General features: G+C 44.5%; 18 protein-coding genes. 9 read left to right on the top strand and 9 right to left on the bottom strand.

Annotated elements, in window-relative coordinates; translation table 11 throughout:
• The first annotated feature begins 121 nt into the window (after window positions 1–121).
• The gene (locus AB4111_RS17745; RefSeq protein WP_442032580.1) at window positions 122–1,048 is read left to right on the top strand and encodes an NADP-dependent oxidoreductase; all 927 of its coding nucleotides are present in this window, start codon (window positions 122–124) and stop codon (window positions 1,046–1,048) included.
• Here the strand turns inward: AB4111_RS17745 and AB4111_RS17740 are convergent.
• Window positions 1,032–1,667 (bottom strand): type 1 glutamine amidotransferase family protein, encoded by a 636-nt coding sequence (locus AB4111_RS17740; protein WP_442032579.1) that lies wholly within the window; start codon window positions 1,665–1,667, stop codon window positions 1,032–1,034. The genes AB4111_RS17745 and AB4111_RS17740 overlap by 17 nt on opposite strands.
• Window positions 1,668–1,755: 88 nt before the next feature.
• On the bottom strand, window positions 1,756–2,730 hold the full coding sequence (locus AB4111_RS17735) for a helix-turn-helix transcriptional regulator (RefSeq protein ID WP_442032578.1): 975 nt from the start codon (window positions 2,728–2,730) through the stop codon (window positions 1,756–1,758).
• 95 nt (window positions 2,731–2,825) lie between these two features.
• On the opposite strand from AB4111_RS17735, the gene AB4111_RS17730 reads away from it, so the two are divergent.
• Window positions 2,826–3,563, top strand: a complete 738-nt coding sequence (locus tag AB4111_RS17730) for a cyclase family protein (RefSeq protein WP_253439702.1) — start codon at window positions 2,826–2,828, stop codon at window positions 3,561–3,563.
• A 153-nt stretch (window positions 3,564–3,716) separates the two neighbouring features.
• On the opposite strand, the gene AB4111_RS17725 is transcribed toward AB4111_RS17730, so the two are convergent.
• Window positions 3,717–3,917, bottom strand: coding sequence for a hypothetical protein (locus tag AB4111_RS17725; protein ID WP_253439700.1), 201 nt, complete (start codon window positions 3,915–3,917; stop codon window positions 3,717–3,719).
• A gap of 216 nt (window positions 3,918–4,133) precedes the next feature.
• On the opposite strand from AB4111_RS17725, the gene AB4111_RS17720 reads away from it, so the two are divergent.
• From AB4111_RS17720 to AB4111_RS17710, 3 genes are all read left to right on the top strand, one after another.
• A complete protein-coding gene (locus AB4111_RS17720; protein WP_442032577.1) occupies window positions 4,134–4,589 on the top strand; it encodes a hypothetical protein in 456 nt (151 codons plus the stop codon).
• 442 nt (window positions 4,590–5,031) lie between these two features.
• Window positions 5,032–6,039, top strand: coding sequence for an ROK family protein (locus AB4111_RS17715; RefSeq protein ID WP_442032576.1), 1,008 nt, complete (start codon window positions 5,032–5,034; stop codon window positions 6,037–6,039).
• A 59-nt stretch (window positions 6,040–6,098) separates the two neighbouring features.
• The gene (locus AB4111_RS17710; protein ID WP_442032575.1) at window positions 6,099–6,743 is read left to right on the top strand and encodes a sugar O-acetyltransferase; all 645 of its coding nucleotides are present in this window, start codon (window positions 6,099–6,101) and stop codon (window positions 6,741–6,743) included.
• A 55-nt stretch (window positions 6,744–6,798) separates the two neighbouring features.
• Here AB4111_RS17710 and AB4111_RS17705 read toward each other — a convergent pair whose 3' ends face one another.
• From AB4111_RS17705 to AB4111_RS17695, 3 genes are all read right to left on the bottom strand, one after another.
• The gene (locus AB4111_RS17705) at window positions 6,799–8,619 is read right to left on the bottom strand and encodes an ABC transporter substrate-binding protein (protein ID WP_442032574.1); all 1,821 of its coding nucleotides are present in this window, start codon (window positions 8,617–8,619) and stop codon (window positions 6,799–6,801) included.
• A 74-nt stretch (window positions 8,620–8,693) separates the two neighbouring features.
• Window positions 8,694–10,205 (bottom strand): ABC transporter permease, encoded by a 1,512-nt coding sequence (locus AB4111_RS17700; protein ID WP_442032573.1) that lies wholly within the window; start codon window positions 10,203–10,205, stop codon window positions 8,694–8,696.
• Between the two features lie 40 nt (window positions 10,206–10,245).
• Complete coding sequence (locus AB4111_RS17695) at window positions 10,246–11,688, bottom strand: ABC transporter permease (RefSeq protein WP_442032572.1); 1,443 nt, start codon at window positions 11,686–11,688, stop codon at window positions 10,246–10,248.
• Window positions 11,689–11,831: 143 nt separating this feature from the next.
• On the opposite strand from AB4111_RS17695, the gene AB4111_RS17690 reads away from it, so the two are divergent.
• On the top strand, window positions 11,832–13,583 hold the full coding sequence (locus tag AB4111_RS17690) for an ABC transporter ATP-binding protein (RefSeq protein WP_442032571.1): 1,752 nt from the start codon (window positions 11,832–11,834) through the stop codon (window positions 13,581–13,583).
• 111 nt (window positions 13,584–13,694) lie between these two features.
• Here the strand turns inward: AB4111_RS17690 and AB4111_RS17685 are convergent, their stop codons facing one another.
• The 3 genes from AB4111_RS17685 to AB4111_RS17675 all read right to left on the bottom strand — a co-directional run bounded on the left by AB4111_RS17685 (window position 13,695) and on the right by AB4111_RS17675 (window position 16,482).
• Complete coding sequence (locus AB4111_RS17685; RefSeq protein WP_091028047.1) at window positions 13,695–14,474, bottom strand: hypothetical protein; 780 nt, start codon at window positions 14,472–14,474, stop codon at window positions 13,695–13,697.
• Between the two features lie 114 nt (window positions 14,475–14,588).
• Window positions 14,589–15,350, bottom strand: coding sequence for a LuxR C-terminal-related transcriptional regulator (locus AB4111_RS17680; protein ID WP_442032570.1), 762 nt, complete (start codon window positions 15,348–15,350; stop codon window positions 14,589–14,591).
• A gap of 67 nt (window positions 15,351–15,417) precedes the next feature.
• A complete protein-coding gene (locus AB4111_RS17675) occupies window positions 15,418–16,482 on the bottom strand; it encodes a suppressor of fused domain protein (protein ID WP_442032569.1) in 1,065 nt (354 codons plus the stop codon).
• A 147-nt stretch (window positions 16,483–16,629) separates the two neighbouring features.
• On the opposite strand from AB4111_RS17675, the gene AB4111_RS17670 reads away from it, so the two are divergent.
• The 3 genes from AB4111_RS17670 (at window position 16,630) to AB4111_RS17660 (ending at window position 20,288) form a co-directional block, all read left to right on the top strand.
• Entirely contained in the window at window positions 16,630–16,923 is a 294-nt protein-coding gene (locus AB4111_RS17670) for an MbcA/ParS/Xre antitoxin family protein (RefSeq protein ID WP_289390025.1), read from the top strand.
• A gap of 291 nt (window positions 16,924–17,214) precedes the next feature.
• Window positions 17,215–18,672, top strand: coding sequence for a glycoside hydrolase family 1 protein (locus AB4111_RS17665; RefSeq protein WP_253439678.1), 1,458 nt, complete (start codon window positions 17,215–17,217; stop codon window positions 18,670–18,672).
• Window positions 18,673–18,863: 191 nt separating this feature from the next.
• Window positions 18,864–20,288 (top strand): glycoside hydrolase family 1 protein, encoded by a 1,425-nt coding sequence (locus tag AB4111_RS17660; RefSeq protein ID WP_442032568.1) that lies wholly within the window; start codon window positions 18,864–18,866, stop codon window positions 20,286–20,288.
• The last annotated feature ends 20 nt before the right edge of the window (window positions 20,289–20,308 follow it).

The raw sequence follows: 20,308 nt of genomic DNA, 5'->3' as shown, positions 1-20,308 counted from the left end.
CTGGATAGTGAATCCCAGATTGCTATGATTTTTCGAATGAATAGGTCAAGTGAATGCTGGGAAAGGGTAATGAAGGGAGAGAGAGCATAATGATAATGCAATAGAAAGGCTGGGATCTCTAATGAAAGCAATTGTGATTGAGGAATTTGGTGGAGCGGAACAATTGAAGGAACAAGAAGTAGCCAAGCCAGCATGTGGAGTGAATCAGGTGCTGATCCGAACCCATGCCACGTCGGTCAATCCGGTGGATTTCAAAATCAGACAAGGTGATATGAAAGAAGCAGCGGGGAATTTTCCGTTAATTCTGGGCGGCGATGTTGCGGGTACTGTGGCTGAAGTAGGCTCGAATGTCACGCGATTCAGAGAAGGTGACCGGGTATTTGCACGTCCGCGCCAATTCGGAACCTATGCAGAATATGTTGCCGTCGATGCAGACATTATTGCCCGTATACCGGAGAGCTTGACCTTCGAGGAAGCAGCAGCGATCCCGCTGGCTGCGATGACGGCCTGGCAGGCCCTTGTGGATCATGGACGTTTAGCCAAAGGGCAGAAGGTACTCATCCATGCTGGTGCAGGTGGTGTGGGAACGTATGCCATTCAGATTGCCAAGTCTCTCGGCGCTGAAGTGGCTTCAACGGCCAGTGATTCAAACGAGGGGTTACTTCGCTCGTTGGGTGTGGATCATTTTATCAACTATAAAAAAGAAAATTTCTCGGAGATTCTCTCCGGTTATGATGTTGTACTGGACACCATGGGTGGTGATATTCAGCGCGACAGCTTCAAGGTGTTGAAGTCCGGCGGGCATTTGGTATCCTTGGTGGAGCAACCGGATGAGAAGCTTGCCAAGGAAGCTGGAGTAACGGCCAATGTCTTTATGATGGAGCCCAAAGGGGATCAACTGGATCAGTTGGCTGAACTGGCTGCGGAAGGCAAGCTCAAATCGGTTATTGATGGAACCTACCCGTTAACTGAGCAGGGAGTAAGGGAAGCACACGAGAAAAGTGAAACCCATCATACGCGTGGGAAACTCGTTATTCAGGTGCAATAGAGTTCATTAACTCATAGAAGTATGTTGACTCTTGAGTCCGATACAGATTGTACCAGGCCTGTAATGTTTCTGGTGCGAAGACATCGAGCTTCTTCAGTACATGCATCGTAAATTCTAACGGAGCTATTCCAGATGCAGTAACTACATTTCCATCGGTTACTGCTGGCTCCGTTTGATAATATGTTTCTCCGGTATAATCTGGACATATCATCTTCAGGTATTCCAGATCATTGCTTGTATGCTGTATGGAGTCTAGTAACCCCATCTTTGCAAGTCCCACTGTGGCACCACAAATTGCTGCGATAACCGTACCTTTTTCTATAGCGTCAGTAACTTTTTTCAATAGAGGATCATGGGTAGCTTCCATCCATGTATTTCCTCCTGGAAGAATGATGACGTCGTTATTTTTCAACGTACATTCATCAATCGAAATATGGGGAAGGATGTTCAATCCGCCCATGGTAGTTACCGGATGTTGATCTACACCTACTGTTACAACCTGTAAAGGCTCAATAGCTTTCTTAAAATATCTTCCCGAGTTCAGTTCAGCAGTTAAATAACCTACCTCCCAGTCTGACATCGTATTAAATACATAAAGATATATATTCTTCTTTTGCATTATACACACCCCTTTTGTTATTCATCATTGAATGGATTACTCTTGTATTATAAAAAAACTTCACTGACATTTACCGTCAGTAAAGTTTTCAAACTTGATAATAATCAATGAGGTCATGCAGAACTTCCACCATTTTTTGCTTCAAACTTATAGGTTCAATGACTTGAACAGATCTGCCATAGGGTAAAAGCAGGATAGGAACATATAGATGGATATCTTCTTTGTCGAGTGAGAAAGTTGCTTTTTCAGTCGTCCGTTCTTGGAGATGGTGTCCCAAAAACCAATGCAGGCACAGGCCATCCAGTGTGCTTGATTTACCTGTAAGCACCAGAGGAATAAATGATGTCGGATTTTGTGCTTCCGGAAGGAGGCTACTCCTGAAAAATTCACTTGCCGAAAAAAGTGGTGGTCGGTTGAACGTCATTTCTGTCTGGTTAGCACAAATGATTCGATCCACTCTAAAACTGCGAATGTCATTCCGAAAATGACAAAAGGCTATAACATACCAATGATGATTCCAATAGATCATTCCATAAGGGTCCACGATTCTACACTTGGATTGCTCTTCGTGACTGGTTAGGTAATCGATTTCTACAGACGACTTTTGGAGTACACTTTGCTCTAATGTCTTTAATATGATCTCAGTACTGGGCTCTATTCTTGGCTTCCCAAGGGAACCGATCACTTCAACCCCTTCAAATTGTTGCTTAATCATATTCTCCTGTTCTTGATTGGAGTGCATCATAAGCTTTGAAGTTGCGCTATCTAATGCCTCTCCTAAAAAATACCCAGCTTCTTTGGCGAATATGGCAGCATGAAGTAATGTCGTTTTCTCTCCTACATCCAAAAGAAGAGGACTTTTAATGAATTGATTCAAGAGAGTATACCCGCCATGATGACCCGTGTCAGATATTATCGGTACACCACTGGCGCAAAGTGCATCCATATAACGGTAAACGGTTCGTACATTCATTTCTAATTTTTCAGATATTTGATTGGCTGTAATTTTTCGGCCTGAGTTAAGCAGCCATAGGATGGCCAACATGTTATCCAGCTTAGACATTAATTTCACCTCAGAGATTAATCTATCATTTATTTTCTGGTGCAATAGGATATAATAGGAGAAATTTATTCCATTCTGTGCATGAGGTGATATGGATGTCCAACGAACTCATTCAAGCTATTCAATTGTTAAAAGAAAAGAAGTGGGTGGATCTGACCCATACATTTGGACCGGAATCTCCACATTTCTCAGCTTTTGAAGAAGCCCAATTTGATACGCTGTTTAATCACGATCAAGGTTTCTTTGCTCAGAGCTTCAAGTTCCCCGGTCAATACGGTACACATCTTGATGCGCCGATTCACTTTGTTCGGGATACCCGGTATCTGGATGAACTAGGTTTGAAGGAGCTTGTGCTCCCGCTTATCGTCATTGACCAGTCAGCCGAAGTGGCGAATAACCCGGATTTTACACTGGATGTAGAGCATATTCATGAATTTGAAAGAGAACATGGCATGATTGAAGCAGGAAGCTTCGTAGCTTTACGTACGGATTGGAGCAAACGTTGGCCGAGTCATGAAGCATTTGATAACAAGGATGATGAGGGCAACAGTCATGCACCTGGATGGTCGGTGAGTGCACTTATGTTCTTATTTGAGGAACGAAAAATAAAGGCTATTGGGCACGAAACCTTTGACACAGATTCAGCCGTAGATTATCAGAAGAATGGGGCACTCCTGGCAGAATATTATGTGCTTGCTCAGGATACATACCAGGTTGAGCTGTTAACGAATCTGGATCAGGTGCCAGCTAAAGGCGCGGTCATCTTCAATATTGTACCCAAGGCGGAGAAAGCCTCCGGCTTCCCGGTTCGATCTTTTGCCATTCTGCCGTGAAAAGGGGTAGATCCAAGCATCATTCCATCTTCTTGGTATTGAAAACCGACCGTTTTGAACGCGCACTAATAGATCAATCAGGTACTAACTAGATTAACTGATCCACATATGTAAGTAGCATGGGAGGCGTAATACGCCTCCTTTTTTATGTTGTTACTTTTGATCCGAGTGGGGATCTTGATTAAATCTTTGAGAGATTTTCTTCTCCGTTTTCTTACGCCGTATCCAGCGTTTGAGTACACCTTCTTCTTTGCGTTCTTGAAGTGTCTCCTTCAAACCTTGAATCATAAATTCCGATCTTCGTCTGTCATCCCGACTAATCTCGCGTAATTCTTTAATAAATTTGTCGTCCATATCTGCCTCTCGCTTATTCAGGATAACTCCATTATACCGAACGTACGTTCTTTTATCAAGTTTTACCATTATGAATGATTTTCGAGACCAATATAGTGAAAAGAAGCACAGGAACAATGCACGGCATGTGTGAGAATGGTACTAGAGGGTTTGATCATCATCCTTCTAAGAATGACTGTATGAGGCTGAGAAACGAGAGGAAGAAAGGAGCAATTCATGATGAAGCAGAGTGAAGGCAGATCGTGGTTACTCATTTTGATGCATGGAATTCTGGGAATTGGGGCGATCGTTGGAGGAAGCATTTTAATCATCGATCCAACTGGAAATATGGTGAATTTGCCTGAATCTTTGTTGCTGAATTCTCCGTTTTCCAGTTTTTTGTTTCCGGGAATCATCCTATTGCTGGTTCTTGGTGTGATGCCTATAATGATTGCTATTGCACTCATACGCTACACTCCTTGGGCGCCGGGTGAGAGATTGAATCTCTATCCTGACCGCTACTGGGCCTGGACTTTTTCCTTATACACGGGGTTTGCCCTCATCATCTGGATTATGGGGCAGGTGTATTGGATTCAGGATGTCTCTATCATTCACTTGGTCTATTTTGCATGGGGAGTGGGTATTCAAGTTGTGACTTTATTGCCTGCTGTACAGCGAACATATTCGAAATAAACTGCTTGTATATGTTATGGGCATCGAGCGGAAACGTGTTGTTGTAGTTGACAAAGAACGGATATCCTCGCATACTTACATAATAGACTTTATAAAGTTTATTTATTAATAAGGAATAAGCATATGTATGAGTCTTGCAAAGTCATAAATTTGCAGGAAACAGGGAGGTGTGCATGGATGGTATACGTTATTATGGCAGTTATAATATGGGCTGGTACCTATGCAAATATGGCCTTGTCAAAACAGCCAATTGAAGTGAAGCCTGTGAAATCGATGGATGATTTGTTTGAGTGAACAGAGCTGCTCTTCCGATTTCGATCCGTCCCGGCACGATGGAACTCATGTGTTCGAGTAAGGTATTATGTTGTGCTATGATATGGAGTGAAATGACATCCATACCATTGCTTTGGCTCCATTGAACCAGAGTGGAAACGAGAGGGTTATGAAAAAAGCCAATGCTACAATGATGAAATACATCAATTTGAATAATGTGCGTGAAGTCATGCAGCAGATCGAGACGGCAACCAAACCGCAATTAGCTAAATTAACTAATCTTAGTGTGGTTACCATCAATGCGCTGATCCAGGAATTATGTGATGGCGGAGAGTTGTTCCAGGATAAAGTGGTTCCCTCGAATGGCGGTCGTCCTGCTCAGGCATATCGATATAATTATAATTTCAAGCTTGCTTTGGTTCTTTACATCAAAGAGATGAAAGGCCAGGAGTTGATTTCGGCAACGGTCATGAATCTGGAGAATAAGGTTGTGTTGAAGGAAGAGAGCATCCTGCCTGCTTTTGATAAACAACATGTGCTGCAACTTATCGCGCGTTTCGTTGCGGAGTACCCCTCCATTGATATGATTGGCATCGGAATTCCAGGACAAGCCGTGGACGGGGACATCACCGTGAGCAGTCATGAAGAGCTTATCCATTCCCATCTGATTAGGGAGATCGAGAGCGAGTTCCAGCTGAAAGTTCTCGTGGAGAATGATGTGAATGCAGCGATTAGCGGGTACTGTGCACAGCATGCTGATCTGAAGGAACAGAGTGTAGCAGGAATTTATTTTCCTAACCGATACCCGCCGGGTATGGGCATGATGTTGAATGGACAGATGATCCGCGGGAAAAACGGGATGTTTGGTGAGGTTAAGTATCTTCCTTATTCACCAGATTGGAAACGTGACATGAGCAAAGACGACTTTGTAGTGCAGGTATGTCATATTCTGCAAACGATCAATGCCGTCGTTGCCCCGCACCAGATTGTCATTTATCAGGAACGTGTGGAGAGAGAAGAACTGGACTTGGCGTGGAAACAGTATATGGAGCATCATCCCATGCCGTCATTGCCCGAGATCGTACATCAGGACTCGTTTCAACATGATTTTGATGCTGGGTTAAGGGGAATGGTTCTTCAGGCGTTGAAATCAAGCATTCTATCAGAAGCTGTATAACCTCACAGGCCATGTCTGTGGCTTTTATTTGATAAGCTAACTCGTGTTGAGGAGGATTCATGATGCGTGAAGAAGAGAGGATCATGAAGGGCATATTGTTTAGTCCAAGTGATCCGGAATTAAAGACTATCAAAAGGCGGGCCCATAATCTCAGTCAGCGGTACAGTCAGACCTTTGAGGAACAGACGGAGGAAAGGGATCAGATATTGCAACAGCTGCTGGGTCAGATCGGTGAAGGTGGATTCCTGCAAGGCCCCATCTTCTTTCATTATGGTGTGCATACCCGGATAGGCGATCACTTCTTCGGTAATTACAATCTGACGATACAAGACGATGCGCAAGTGACGATCGGGGACTATACCAGTTTTGGTCCCAACGTTACGATTGTCACTCCTGTTCACCCCATGATTGCCCGTGAGCGGAGACAGATGGTGGATCAGAACGGTGATGTGAAGTCGCTATGTTATGCCAAACCTGTCACGATTGGAAACGATGTATGGATCTCGGCGAACGTCACGGTGTGCGGAGGCGTAACCATTGGAGATGGATGTGTCATTGGAGCAGGGAGTGTCGTGACTCGTGATATTCCACCGCATTCATTTGCAGCAGGCGTACCGTGCAGAGTTATTCGCAAAATCACAGAAGCGGACAGCATGCGAAATTACCCCGATGTTCTGGCAGATTGCCGTGTGCTGGAAGAATAAAAAGGCTGTCACCAGGATCGGTAGATGATCCAGTGACAGCCTTTTTGGTATACGTTTATTTGGAGGCGTTATAGTTGCTCAAGAATTCTTTTACTTTTGCAGGATCAGCTTTCAATTCATTCCCGGTCGGAACGAGCGGGCTTACTGTGGAGTATGCTTTGAGTTTGTTATTCTTGTAGAAACTCAAAATTTCATCCTGATTAATGGAGTACAGTACGGCTTTTCTCAAATCACTACTCTTGGCCACATCACGGTTGGCCGTGTTGAACAAGAGATAAGAAACGGCGTTGCTCGGAATGCTTTGCAGATGCAATTTGCTGTCATTTTTGATGATGTCATACTTGGTTTCAGGCACACCGTAGTATAAATGAATTTCACTGCTGCGAAGAGCAGAGAGGGCGCTGTCTGCATCCGCGATGAACCGGACATTGACCTGAGCAATTTTCGGTGCATATTCAGTGCCTTTGCGGTATCCCGGATTTTGCAAGAATACAGCTTCATAGTCATTTTTATAAGATAAAATATAAGGTCCGCTAGTATAAAGGGTGTTATTGTATGATGCGCCTTCAGTCACCGTGTTCTGATCACCGTAAGGAATATCTTTGTTTACATCAAAGGAAGCTACATCATAAGTGTTGATGCTCTCCACCTGTTTTTTGGACACGATCCCGGCAGATTGGTGAGCCAGGTAGTTCAGTACTTGTGGGAAAGGTTCCGTTGTTGTCAGTTTAACGACCTGATATTTACCTGCACTATTATCTGCTTTGGTTTTGTCAGTTACGAGTTCTGTAATTTTGCTGCCCAGTCCTTGTTCTAATGCTTCGAGGATTGTGCCGTTACCACTGGATTGTTTAATGGATTGCAATGCACTCAGATCCGTTACAACTTCAGCTTCTTTGATGTGTTCATGCAGACTGTATGTCCGGTGATCTGGAACGGAATCTTTGTTTTTCGCACGATCCAGGGAGAAGATGACATCATCTGCACCCACACGTTCGCCTGTATCTACCGCTTTTTTGTTATCAATCTTCGCAAAGTTGATGTCGTCTCTGAGAATGAAGTAATAGTCCGAATTACCTTCAGCAATGCTGAAATTATGGGACAGTGATCCTTCTGCTGTCAGCTGATCGTCATCCGTCAGGTTAACGAGACGTACATACATATTGGTGTTCAACTGGTTGATGGAACCGTCGTTTCCTTTGATTGGATCAAGGGAAGTCAGTACGGATGCGCTTTGCGTCAGAATCAACGGATCTTTGGCATTTTTGGAGCTGTCCTTGAACTCAATTGGTTCCCAAGCCATCGCGCGGGATTTGGAGAGACGGACGGTTTCGACATTCAGAATGTCTTTGTTCACAGCCTGACTTTTCAGGGAAATATACAGAGGAGCGATATAAGCCTGATCCGTTACCAAGCGATCTTCCAATTGTTTGTACGTGTCTTTGTATTCGTCTGGTGTTTGGGTAGCTGCCTGATCGATGAGCTTATCAATCTCCCCATCTGCGAGGATACTGTAATCTCCACCTGTTTTGAAAAGAGAACGTACGGCATAATCGGGATTTCCCGTTACCGTTGTCCAGCTGGACAAGGCAATGTCATAATTCCCTGCATCCTGCTGGGATTTGAAGCTGCCGTAATCTGGTTGCAGGTTCAGCTTCACATTGAAGCCGTTTTTGGTCAGCTGGTCGCGGATAATATTCACGTCATTTTCGGAAGAACTCATGGCAAGTAGCTCAATGTCTGCCGGTTTTTGTGCAGTTTCTGTTGTGTCTGATGGTGCGGTCTCCGCCTGTGATTCGGTTTTCGTTTTTACACTGCAGCCGGAAATCACAATGACGAGAATTAATAACAATGAGATCAGTGTACGTTTTTTCATGGGATTACCCTCCATATCTTGAATGTGTGATGTGTGATTTTTTTTTCTCTATATCATTCATTTCAACGAATCATTTAGGCCTTTTCCAGCTTGGGATCGAGCGCATCACGCAGACCATCACCGAGAAAGTTAAAAGAAAGAACCAGCAGAATAATAGCCAAGCCTGGATAAATCGCCAGATAAGAGTGAGTTTCCAGGTATGTACTGCCGAGCTTCAGAATGTTACCCCATTCCGGAATATGCGGCTCCACGCCGAGTCCCAGATAACTCAAACTGCTGGTAGCAATAACGGCTCCACCAATCGTGAGTGTAGACTTGATGATCATGGGCGCAAGGGAGTTGGGAATAATGTGTTTGAAAATAATCGTACGATTGTTGTACCCGAGTGCACGTGCAGCTTCCACAAATTCAAAAGTAGATACATAGAGTACACTGGCTCTCATGGTACGGGCGTACGTTGGGATGGAACCCAGACTCAGCGCCAGAATGAGATTGACCGTATTCGCTCCGAACGCTGCAATAATGGCAATGGCGAGCAGAATTCCCGGAATGGCATAGAGAATATCAAGCAGCCGCATGATGATGTTATCCGTATGCCTGCCGTAGAAGCCGGAGAGTGCTCCGAGGATTCCACCAATCAATACAGGAATGATTGTCGACATGCAACCTACGATCAAGGAGATCCGGGCACCGAATACAATCCGGGAAAATAAACATCGTCCGAAGTCATCCGTTCCCAAGGGATAAGCGAGGGAAGGGGGTTGAAGCAGAGCGGAATAGTTATTTTCCACAGCCATGCTGTAGTCAAAGGTAAAGAAGCTGCAGATCGATATCGAGAACAGAAAAATGATAAAAAACAAACCGGACATCGCAGTCATATTCGGAGCAAGGCGTTCCCACAGATCGTTCCAGAAGTTTGATTTTTGTTTCCCCTGTCTGCGAATGCGTCCAATAATGGAAACGCCGAGCAATAGTGCGAATACATTACCTGTGATCGAGGTCAACATCAGCACTACACTGACACCGATCATCCAGCGAGGAAGGATCGAGGTCGCGTTATATCGGGATACGATAATCAGTACGACCAGGTCGATGACCAGAATTAAGATCAGCACCGCCATGGCTGGCAGAAAGTTGTCAGCCACATAAGGTTTGAAGATATTTAACGCGGATACACCGATTACGAACAGCTGGGTTAACAGCATGTACACCGCAAAGGTATACTCCACGTTCCTGGATTTTCGAATCAGATGAAAGGCTGCCGTTACGATAAATATATTGCCTGAAATGATAGCAAGTAGCTGAACCCAGGCTAACCTGCGAGTCAGAGCAGAGACTGTACCGGTACGGATCAGGTCTTTTCGAATCCGAATGGTGATGACACTTTGGACCAGTGTGAAGAATAAGTAGATCCCAAGGATCGTTAGCAGAAATGGTTTGAACGTCCGCTCGCTCCAGTCATAGCTGTTGAACAGGAACAATGCAGTCAAGAGAAGGGACGTGACCCAGGCAAAACTGGCCTGACTGTATTCTCGAGAAGACTTAAGCCGAAAACGCATTTCTTGTGTTAAAGACGAGTTTGTCATAGTACACCTGCTTTAAGAGGTAGTTCAAAAAGTTCACACATTAATATTGTTTCATCTTGGAGCGCACTCTTGGATCAATAAAAGCATACAGCAGATCAACCGCTACATTAATAATGGAGATCGTTATGGCTGTGTAGATTACTCCGCCCATGATACTCGGAATATCGGGGATGAATTGTTTATCCACAATGTAGCTACCGAGACCGCTGATATTAAACACTTTCTCCGTTACCGCTGCTCCACCCAACATGGCTCCGAATTGAAGTCCAACCACCGTTACGATTGGGATCAATGCATTACGTACAGCATGTTTCAGCATGACTTGGCGTTCGCTTAATCCCTTGGCACGGGCGGTCATGACATAGTCCTCATGAATGACTTCCAGTGTAGAAGAACGGGTCATCCGAGCCACCGCAGCTGTGAGTCCCGTACCCAGCACAATGGTTGGCATAATGATCGACAGCCAGTTCTGCGGGTTGAAGGTGGCGGGAAGCCACTGCATTTTGATCGAAAAGTTCAGAATGAAAATAAGTCCTTGCCAGAAATTCGGGATCGATAATCCAATCAGAGCAATAAACATGAAGGTGTAGTCGAACCACGAATTAGGCTTAATTGCTGAGATAATGCCAATGGGTAATGCAATGACGAGTGCTAACAGCAGGGAAATGACCGCAAGCGTCAAGGTAATGGGAAACTTCCTTGCAATCGTTGCTGTTACGTCTTCATTTCCTGCAAAAGATTTGCCAAGATCGAAGAAGGCGACGCCCTTGATATTGTTCCAGAGCTGTGTAAGATAAGGCTGATCCAAGCCATACACCTGATTGAATGCGGCAATCTGTTCTTGTGTTGCTGTCTCTCCCAGAATGTTAGCTGCTGGGTTGAACGGAGACAGATACAAAATTGTAAATACGAGTGTAGCTACGCCTAGAATGACAAATACCGTCATCAGTATTCTTTCAAATATGTACTTTAGATAAGGATTACCATACAAAAACAGGATGCTGTACATTAGACAGCCTGGAATAATGGATATCGCCAAAAACCATGGTTTGTCGATCAGTGAGTGGAACGTATCGGCCATTGTAAGACGTTGATTTCCTTGTTCCTGAAGTATGCGGGATGTCCGCTCCTTCAACTCTGTCTGAACACTTTCCTCCAACCATTCCTCGGTCTGACGTTTGAATTCTCCATCACTGACCTGCTGCTGGAAAAAACGATGCTTGCGACGCAGTTGTTCTTCTACTTCCAACTTCAGCCTGTTCCGGTAGGAAGAAGCGAGCAGTTCTTGCTCAGCCGCCTGTCTGGCAGCTGCCCAGCCGTCATTTTTTCGATGTGAACGCCATATTAGAAACACGACCAGATTGATCGGTAATCCAAGAATGAACAAAACATATCGGTAGGAAGGATGAAGCAGCATTTTGCCATAAATAAAGCTTAAATTGTGTACCAACCGCGAGATTCTGCTGCCTTCTGCAAGATTCAAACCAAGCGTACCTCCTTTCATTCAGGTTTAAATTGCATTATTCCGATTGATATAGTATATATTATTTAGGGTCTAAACAATTGTCAAGGTAATAATTGTATACATATGGATATGTGAAAAAACGGATGAGAGCTGGTGATGGCATGGAACCTTTACTGAAAGTTAATGATCTATCTGTCTCTTTTCACTCAGGAGAGAGTGAGTTTCAGGCAGTGCGAGAAGTAAGTTTTGAAGTACGAAAAGGTGAGACGCTGGGCATTGTAGGAGAATCGGGAAGTGGAAAAAGTGTAACCGCACGTTCCATTATGAGGCTGCTTGCATCGCCGCCTTCACAGATGAAAAAGGGAGAGATTCTATTTAAAGGTGTCGACCTTGCCAATAAAACGCAGAAAGAGATGGAGAGCATCCGTGGACGTGATATTGGCATGATCTTTCAGGACCCGATGAGTTCTCTTAATCCGACAATTAAAGTGGGGAAACAGATTTCCGAGAGTCTGATCAAACACCAGAAGGTGTCCAAAAGGGAGGCCAAGAAGCAGGCGATTGCCATGATGGAGCGGGTGGGGATAACTCGCAGCGAAATACGCTACAACCAGTATCCGCACGAATTCTCTGGAGGCATGCGTCAGCGTGTCATGATCGGTATTGCACTCGCTTGTCGTCCTGAATTGCTCATTGCGGATGAGCCGACAACCGCTCTGGACGTTACGATTCAGGCACAAATTCTTCATTTAATGAAAGATATGCAGGACCAACTGGGCACATCGATTATCCTGATCACGCATGATTTGGGCGTAGTAGCAGGCATGTGTGATCGGGTTGTTGTTATGAAAGAAGGACAGATTGTGGAAACCGGAACGACGGCAGAGATTTTTGCTAATCCCAAACACCCGTATACGATCAGGCTTCTGAATGCATTACCACGTCTGGATCAGAAGAAAAAGCCAAAACCGGTATCCCTGGTCCCGAGAGATCTGGAAGACGATCAGCCATTGCTTGAGGTGAAGTCGCTCAAACAACATTTTAATCTGGGCAAAGGCAACACCTTAAAGGCTGTGAATGATATCAGTTTCCATATTCGGCAAGGAGAGACACTCGGCGTTGTGGGAGAATCCGGTAGTGGTAAATCGACCACGGGGCGTGCCATTCTGAGATTGCATGAGCCAACGGGCGGGGATGTCCTGTTTAAGGGAGTTCCGCTTAATCGTCTGTCAGCTTCGGAGATGAAAACGATGCGCAGACATATGCAGATTATTTTCCAGGACCCCTATGCATCTCTGAATCCCAAAATGAGAATTATGGATATCATTGGAGAAGCACTTGATATCCATCAGCTTGCAGGTAATGCCGCTCAGCGGGAGAAGCGGGTGGAGGAACTGCTGGAGATGGTAGGTCTTGATCCTACCCATGCGCAGCGTTATCCACATGAATTCTCGGGTGGACAGAGACAGCGGATCGGTATTGCACGAGCTCTGGCTGTGGAACCTGAATTCATCGTATGTGATGAGCCGTTGTCTGCACTGGATGTGTCGATACAGGCTCAGATCGTACAATTGCTTGAAGAGTTACAGCAGCGACTCGGATTGACGTATCTCTTCATCGCGCATGACTTGTCCATGGTTAAACATATCAGTGATCGAGTGGCTGTCATGTATAATGGGAAAATTGTGGAGCTGGCTGAGAGTGAAGAACTCTACTCCAACCCGCAACATGCTTACACCAAGGCATTGCTGTCTGCTATTCCTGTGCCTGACCCAGCGGTAGAAGCGAAGAAAAAGAGACATGTTGTCAAAGAAACAGCAAGAGAAAATGTTGAAGTAGAGGACCGTTATAATCTGGAACATTCCAAGTGGGTAGAAGTCACGGAAGGACATTGGGTCGCAATATCTAGTTAGTTAGTGCAAGATATAGTCTTTTTCAAATACAAAAGAACCCCGACGATGATCTCCACAGATCGTTATCGGGGTTGAGTTATATCTTCGTATAATGGCAGTAATCAAAAGCGATTATTTGAATTGAACCGATTTTTTGATGGTATCAATCTCGGCTTTGGTCTTATCATCCATGTAAGTGAAGATGAAGTTGAAAGCATATCCTTCAATAATTGTACTATAGTAATCTTGAGTAACGGTTGAACCGTCACCTGGATCCATCGTGATTTGCATCAGATCCATCTCTTTACCACCGATGGTTTCCGTTGTCATTTCTTTATAATCGTAAGGGAACTGGCTATCCACCATGAATTTTTTTGTTGCTTCCAGGTAGTCTTTACCTGTACGAATGCCTTGCAACAAGCTTACTTTCTCAGCAATGGCCATAGCGGATGGGCCAACTTGACCTCCGTCCAATGGGTACTTTGAAGCCATAAGCAGATTCAATGTTTTGGTCTGAGACAGTTCAATTTGTTTTTTCTTCGTTTCATCATCACCAGCAATCGCTTCGGATGAAGCACTTGTCAGCTCATTCATGCCTGCAGCATCCTGGAACTCCCATGCTTCCGGGAATTTCAGAGATACGCCGAAATAGTCATTGGTGTAAGAACCTTTTTCCGTAGTCCCCAGCTCAACGTCTTGGGAATTATCAGTTTCCTTGGACTCTTCGCTTGCTGGTTCTGTGTTCTCCGTTTCTTCTGTATTCGCTGGTTCAGAATCAGTACCCGTCGTTGTTTCTGTCGGGGTAGGCTCTTCTGTTGCGGCTGTGTTATCTGCTTTGTCACCGCAAGCGGCGGCAACCAGCATAATCATAATGAGCATGGCGAATAAAGAAACTTTTTTTGGAATTGTCATATTACCCTCCTGAAATGTGTGTGTGTTTGTTTTTCTCTCTCTACATGTTGCCTGTTTCCTAAATTGTAGCACAAACGTTCTCATATACTACCTATAGGAATCTATAGGGGTCTTCTATACATAAGACATTCGGCTGGCAATTGAAACAGCTTCTGTGCTGGATTGCACACCTAATTTGTTAAAAATCACTTTTTTGTGATGATTCACGGTGCATTCCTTGATCTTTAATTTCAAAGCAATGGCTTTTACCGTGAGGCCTCCGGCTATCATCTCCAGGATGGTTAACTGACGCTCGGTGAACTCCACTGCCGGTTTGTCGCACAGTTCAGCAGTCTGTTGACTCTGATAACAGTTCTGCATATATGCAGGAATCAACTTGGCAATAGCAATCAGTTCACCCTGCATATCCGCGTTAATGGTGGACACATCCAGATAACCAAAATGTTGCGATCCCATGGACAGAGGTGCGGCGTAACAATGCCAGCTTTGAAAATAAGGACTTTCATGCTGCTCGGGCAGCAGCAGTACAGGGTTATTGTTATCCATCGTTTCTGATATGGCGTTAACTCCACAGCTCTTTGCAGTGAAGAACATGCCCGGACGAATGGGGGAATGTTCTACTACAGCTTCAAGATCTGAACTGTAATCCATGGTGAGTAACACACCGTCCGTATCTGTGAGTAGAAAAAGATAAGTGCCCGTTAAATTCTCTTGGATAACCGAGATACTGTTCTGGAATGCATGAATCAGGAAATGATTGTTTTTACGAAGCCTGTCCAGACTGGATTTTGGTAAATAGTCGAACGGAGCCGTTCCTGCTGCATGCGAACAAGTCGGGGACTCTTCGTGTCTTGTAGAAAATCTAATGGCAGGCATTTTGTTCCTCCTTGCTGCACAGTCGTTAGATAGAAAGGTAGTTCTTATATCGAACTTGAGAATGTTCTCATCCAATCGTTTGAATGACGTGTCCTTCTTGGTCCTTGATTTCTGTTCTAACAATCTGAATGATAATATGATCCAATGAAGTTATCTCGAATGTTCCTTCAACCGGGCGAAGGTTCTTTTCCAGCTCCTCAACAATTTGTTTGTTCACCGTCAGGGTAACTTGTCTGTCCGATTCCAATACGGCTGGTTGTTCTCCTGCTTCAAACAGAATATTAGTATCAGGTCCGATCAAGGATAGAGAGGCACCTTTCGAAATTCGGCTACGAAGGATGGTGCCAACTAATACAGCTTGTTTGGCTCCGAGCTGGAGTTTGGCCGGAATCGCTTTTTGCAGCAATTTTTTGCGAGGAGACTCCCAGCCCAGTTGTTGTATGAATAAAAACGCTGTGCTGGACCCGTCCTGTTCAATTCCATCCTCAACCGCTTGTATAACCGAAGGAATATCTGCGTACGAATTTCTCATCAGATCAGTCACATATTTGGGCATGAACATGGAGGAGGCAGACAGGAATCCACGAGCATTCCAGCTTTGAATCATTTCCAGTTCCCGACTTGTAATGCCTACCATCTGAATAAATTGCACTGAACCATTAGGCGTAGAGATTGCGGGTAGATCCGGGTCTTCTATAAAGGAGAGCGCAGTCAGCAAAGTATCGGACTCCAGGCAGATGGGGCCATTAGCGTCCATGTAATCTCCTGGCTGAAAGATATTTCCACTGTTGAAGACGTATCGTCCTACATTCTGTAACAGATTCAGCGCCCAGGCTGGCGGTTCAGTTTCTTCTTCAGTGCGTGTAAGACGAAATGTGAGTTCGAATCCATACCCGCTTTTGGATGCATCCTGCATCTCTTTTTCATATAATTCAGAGAAACCATAGGTGACAAAATGCCAGTGAGGCATAGGTGTGTTCACTTCATAAACGCTAATGCCATCGAGTGGATCAGGACCACCGAGCATATACGGAAGGGCAGTGCCGTAGTGTTTTGGCTCTTGTTCCCCATACAATTCACGCATGGATTGATCAATCGCATCCCAACCAGCTGTGTTATCTTCATGAGTCATTATTGAATCCTCCTAGACTGTTCTTTCCCCCGAAAAACATTTAAAATTAAGTCTACCTGTTACTGAAGTGGTTTCAAGCGGCTTAAGGATGAATTGTGTTAAATAGGACCACAGGGTTACAAATGGCGATATGGGGAGTGAAATTACATGAGTATGAAAGGTATTTATTCAAGCGAGTTTGATCAGACAAGCTGGGACTCATTTTCCGAACTGTTTGAAGAACTTGGACAAAAGTTGGACCCCGCGTGGGTAGAACGTGCGCGATTACAAGGAATTCCGGCGGATATAAGTCGGGTGCTTTTGTGTGAAATGGGGGAGTACGCTTTTGAATGGATGGCGAAAGATATCCCGGCTTTAGGGGACCAAAGTCCCGCTGTTTACCTGGAAACGGAGGAAGGAGCGCAGGCATTAAGGGCAGCGATTATGCGTATGCCGCGTTGATTTTTTCGATGTTGAGAGTGTGCAAACGATCATATGATCCAGTGAAGTTGATTTTGCAAAATAGATATGTTACGCTTACATTACAAGAGCAAACACAACAGAATATGCAATAACATCTTTTGATGGATTGTAACTGTGAAGACAGGCAAAACCTAAACTGATGGTGAAATGAAGGCTCCTTTTTTTGGTGCTATTTTACCTTGAGTTTAGGTTTTTCTTGTTTTCTGCTCTAAATTACACAATGTTTTACCTGGAAAAACCAAAATAAATTTCGAAAAGAGGTTGTTGTTCATGACCACGGCAAAAAAAGGATTCCCCGAAAACTTCCTATGGGGCGGCGCTACAGCTGCCAATCAATTGGAGGGTGCATTCGATAAGGACGGCAAAGGCCTCTCCACAGCGGACATGATCGCTCATGTTCCCAAGGAGAAGCGTACAGGCGGACATGCCATGGAAATTTCCTCTTCCCGAATTGAAGAGATTCTCTCTGGCAAAATTGAAGAACGTTTCCCAAAACGTTTTGGTATTGATTTCTACCATCACTTTAAAGAAGATATTGCATTGTTCGCTGAGATGGGCTTCAAAGTATTCCGCTTGTCCATTCACTGGGCACGTATTTTCCCGAACGGTTATGATCAAGAGCCAAATGAAGCAGGTTTGAAATTCTACGATGAAGTATTCGATGAATTGTTGAAATATGGCATTGAGCCACTCGTTACATTGTCTCACTACGAGACTCCGCTTGGCTTGACGCAAAAATATAACGGCTGGGCTGGTCGTGAAGTGATCCAGCACTACGTTCGTTACGCAGAAACGGTATTTAATCGTTATAAAAACAAAGTGAAATACTGGCTGACGTTTAATGAGATTAATGTCATGCTGTTCAGCCCGTACACTGGCGGCGGCATTCTGATCGATAAAGTGGACAACAAGTTGCAAACAACATATCAAGCGCTTCATCATCAATTTGTAGCAAGTGCCATGGTTACGAAGCTTGCACACGAAATTATCCCTGGTTCCCAAGTCGGCTGTATGCTTGCTCGTATGGAAACTTATGCAGCAACTTGTAATCCGGTAGATGTTCGTCTGGCTCAGCACGAGAATCAGATTAACCTCTTCTTCACGGACATGCACGCTCGTGGTAAGTACCCGAACTACATGGCTCGTTATTTTGAAGAGAATAACATTGTCATTCAAAAAGAAGCGGGCGATGATGAAATCCTGCTTAACAATACGGTTGATTTCATCTCTTTCAGTTATTATATGTCCGTAACCAAATCGGCATCTGCCAGTGAGGAAGAAACCACAGGTAACCTGACTGGTGGCGTGAAAAACCCTTATCTGGAAGCGTCTGACTGGGGTTGGGAGATCGATCCGATCGGTCTGCGCGTAACCCTGAACAACTTCTGGGATCGTTATCAGAAGCCATTGTTCATCGTTGAAAATGGCCTGGGAGCGTATGACCGTGTTGAAGAAGATGGTTCAATCCATGACTCCTATCGTGTGGATTATCTGAAGAAACACATCGAACAGATGAAAGAAGCCATCAAAGACGGTGTGGATCTGATTGGATTCACAGCATGGGGCCCGATTGACCTTGTGAGCATGTCCACTTCCGAAATGTCCAAACGTTATGGTTTCATCTACGTGGATCTGGATGACGAAGGTAACGGAACATTGAAACGTTCCAAGAAAGATTCATTCGACTGGTACAAAAACGTAATCTCCAGCAATGGTGAGCAACTGTAATTCTCTCGTTCACAGGATTGTTACCGCACAGGAAGCGGGCAAAACCTAACACGAAAGTTGGCAAGCAGGGAATCTAATGTCCCTGTCGCCCTTTTGGTTAGAGATTGTCCGCTTTTTCCTGTCGGAAAAGGATAGAGGTAAGCATTTAAACAAAGAATGAAAATACCGTTAATTAGAGAGGAATGATTGACATGACAACACCATTTCCGAAGGATTTCCTATGGGGCGGCGCTGTAGCAGCCAACCAGCTTGAAGGAGCTTATAATACAGATGGCAAGGGCCTGTCTGTTCAAGACGTAATGCCACACGGGATTACAACGCCCAGAACGGAAGCACCTACAGAAGATAACCTGAAACTGATCGGGATTGACTTTTATAATCGTTACAAAGAAGATGTTAAACTGTTTGCTGAAATGGGCTTCAAAGTGTTCCGTACATCTATCGCATGGTCCCGTATCTTCCCTAAAGGTGATGAATTGGAGCCAAACGAGAAAGGTCTGCAATTCTATGACGACCTGTTCGATGAGTGCCATAAATACGGTATTGAACCACTCGTAACCATCTCTCACTATGAGACACCGCTGCATTTGTCCAAAACATATGATGGCTGGGTTAATCGTAAAATGATTGAGTTCTACGAGCGTTATGTAACGGTGTTGTTCAACCGCTTCAAAGGCAAAGTGAAATACTGGCTGACGTTCAACGAAATCAACTCCATTCTGGAGGAGCCTTTCATGAGCGGCGGGATCTATACGCCAAAAGCAGAACTGTCCAAACAGGATCTGTACCAAGCAATCCATCATGAATTGGTAGCCAGTGCGTTAGCAGTGAAACTGGGACATGAAATTATGCCTGAAGCCAAAATCGGCTGTATGGTACTGAGCATGCCTACGTATCCGCTGACTCCGAATCCGGATGATGTGGTTGCAGCGATGCATGCTGAACAGCGCAATGATATCTTTGCTGATATCCATGCACGTGGTTACTATCCGAAATACATTAATCGTTATTTCAAAGCCAATAATATTAATATCAAGTTTGAAGACGGTGATGCCGAAATTCTGAAGCATACCGTGGACTTTATCTCGTTCAGTTATTATGTAAGTATCTGTGAGACAGGTGATCCCGAGAAACGTATCGAAGGAAAAGGCAACTTGTTTGCAGGGGTACAAAACCCTTATCTCCAAGCGAGCGAGTGGGGCTGGCAGATCGATCCGCAAGGACTGCGCGTAACCTTGAACAAATACTGGGACCGTTATCAAAAACCATTATTTATTGTCGAAAATGGTCTGGGTGCAGTAGATGAGCTAATTACCGACGAAAATGGCAATAAAACGGTGAATGATGATTACCGTATTCAGTACTTGAATGACCACTTGGTACAAGTGGGTGAAGCTCTTGAGGATGGCGTGGAAGTGATGGGTTATACGTCATGGGGCTGTATTGACCTGGTGAGTGCTTCAACAGCAGAGATGAAGAAACGATATGGTTTCATCTATGTAGACCGCAACAACGACGGTTCGGGAACATTGGATCGTTACAAGAAAAAATCATTCCACTGGTACAAAGAAGTTATTGGTACAAATGGCGCAAGTCTTAAACGTAACACTAAGTGAATACTAGTTCTTCAGGCATG

Source organism: Paenibacillus sp. 2KB_22 (genome assembly GCF_052115745.1).
Taxonomy (GTDB): Bacteria; Bacillota; Bacilli; order Paenibacillales; family Paenibacillaceae; genus Paenibacillus.
This window is presented reverse-complemented; position numbering and strand designations above follow the sequence as displayed.

Coding starts and splice junctions, on each gene's coding strand:
- AB4111_RS17725 (WP_253439700.1), bottom strand. CDS start 3,917: ATGGACGACAAATTTATTAAAGAATTACGCGAGATTAGTCGGGATGAC.
- AB4111_RS17660 (WP_442032568.1), top strand. CDS start 18,864: ATGACAACACCATTTCCGAAGGATTTCCTATGGGGCGGCGCTGTAGCA.
- AB4111_RS17670 (WP_289390025.1), top strand. CDS start 16,630: ATGAGTATGAAAGGTATTTATTCAAGCGAGTTTGATCAGACAAGCTGG.
- AB4111_RS17665 (WP_253439678.1), top strand. CDS start 17,215: ATGACCACGGCAAAAAAAGGATTCCCCGAAAACTTCCTATGGGGCGGC.
- AB4111_RS17720 (WP_442032577.1), top strand. CDS start 4,134: ATGATGAAGCAGAGTGAAGGCAGATCGTGGTTACTCATTTTGATGCAT.
- AB4111_RS17700 (WP_442032573.1), bottom strand. CDS start 10,205: ATGACAAACTCGTCTTTAACACAAGAAATGCGTTTTCGGCTTAAGTCT.
- AB4111_RS17745 (WP_442032580.1), top strand. CDS start 122: ATGAAAGCAATTGTGATTGAGGAATTTGGTGGAGCGGAACAATTGAAG.
- AB4111_RS17680 (WP_442032570.1), bottom strand. CDS start 15,350: ATGCCTGCCATTAGATTTTCTACAAGACACGAAGAGTCCCCGACTTGT.
- AB4111_RS17710 (WP_442032575.1), top strand. CDS start 6,099: ATGATGCGTGAAGAAGAGAGGATCATGAAGGGCATATTGTTTAGTCCA.
- AB4111_RS17730 (WP_253439702.1), top strand. CDS start 2,826: ATGTCCAACGAACTCATTCAAGCTATTCAATTGTTAAAAGAAAAGAAG.
- AB4111_RS17675 (WP_442032569.1), bottom strand. CDS start 16,482: ATGACTCATGAAGATAACACAGCTGGTTGGGATGCGATTGATCAATCC.
- AB4111_RS17705 (WP_442032574.1), bottom strand. CDS start 8,619: ATGAAAAAACGTACACTGATCTCATTGTTATTAATTCTCGTCATTGTG.
- AB4111_RS17735 (WP_442032578.1), bottom strand. CDS start 2,730: ATGTCTAAGCTGGATAACATGTTGGCCATCCTATGGCTGCTTAACTCA.
- AB4111_RS17715 (WP_442032576.1), top strand. CDS start 5,032: ATGAAAAAAGCCAATGCTACAATGATGAAATACATCAATTTGAATAAT.
- AB4111_RS17685 (WP_091028047.1), bottom strand. CDS start 14,474: ATGACAATTCCAAAAAAAGTTTCTTTATTCGCCATGCTCATTATGATT.
- AB4111_RS17740 (WP_442032579.1), bottom strand. CDS start 1,667: ATGCAAAAGAAGAATATATATCTTTATGTATTTAATACGATGTCAGAC.
- AB4111_RS17690 (WP_442032571.1), top strand. CDS start 11,832: ATGGAACCTTTACTGAAAGTTAATGATCTATCTGTCTCTTTTCACTCA.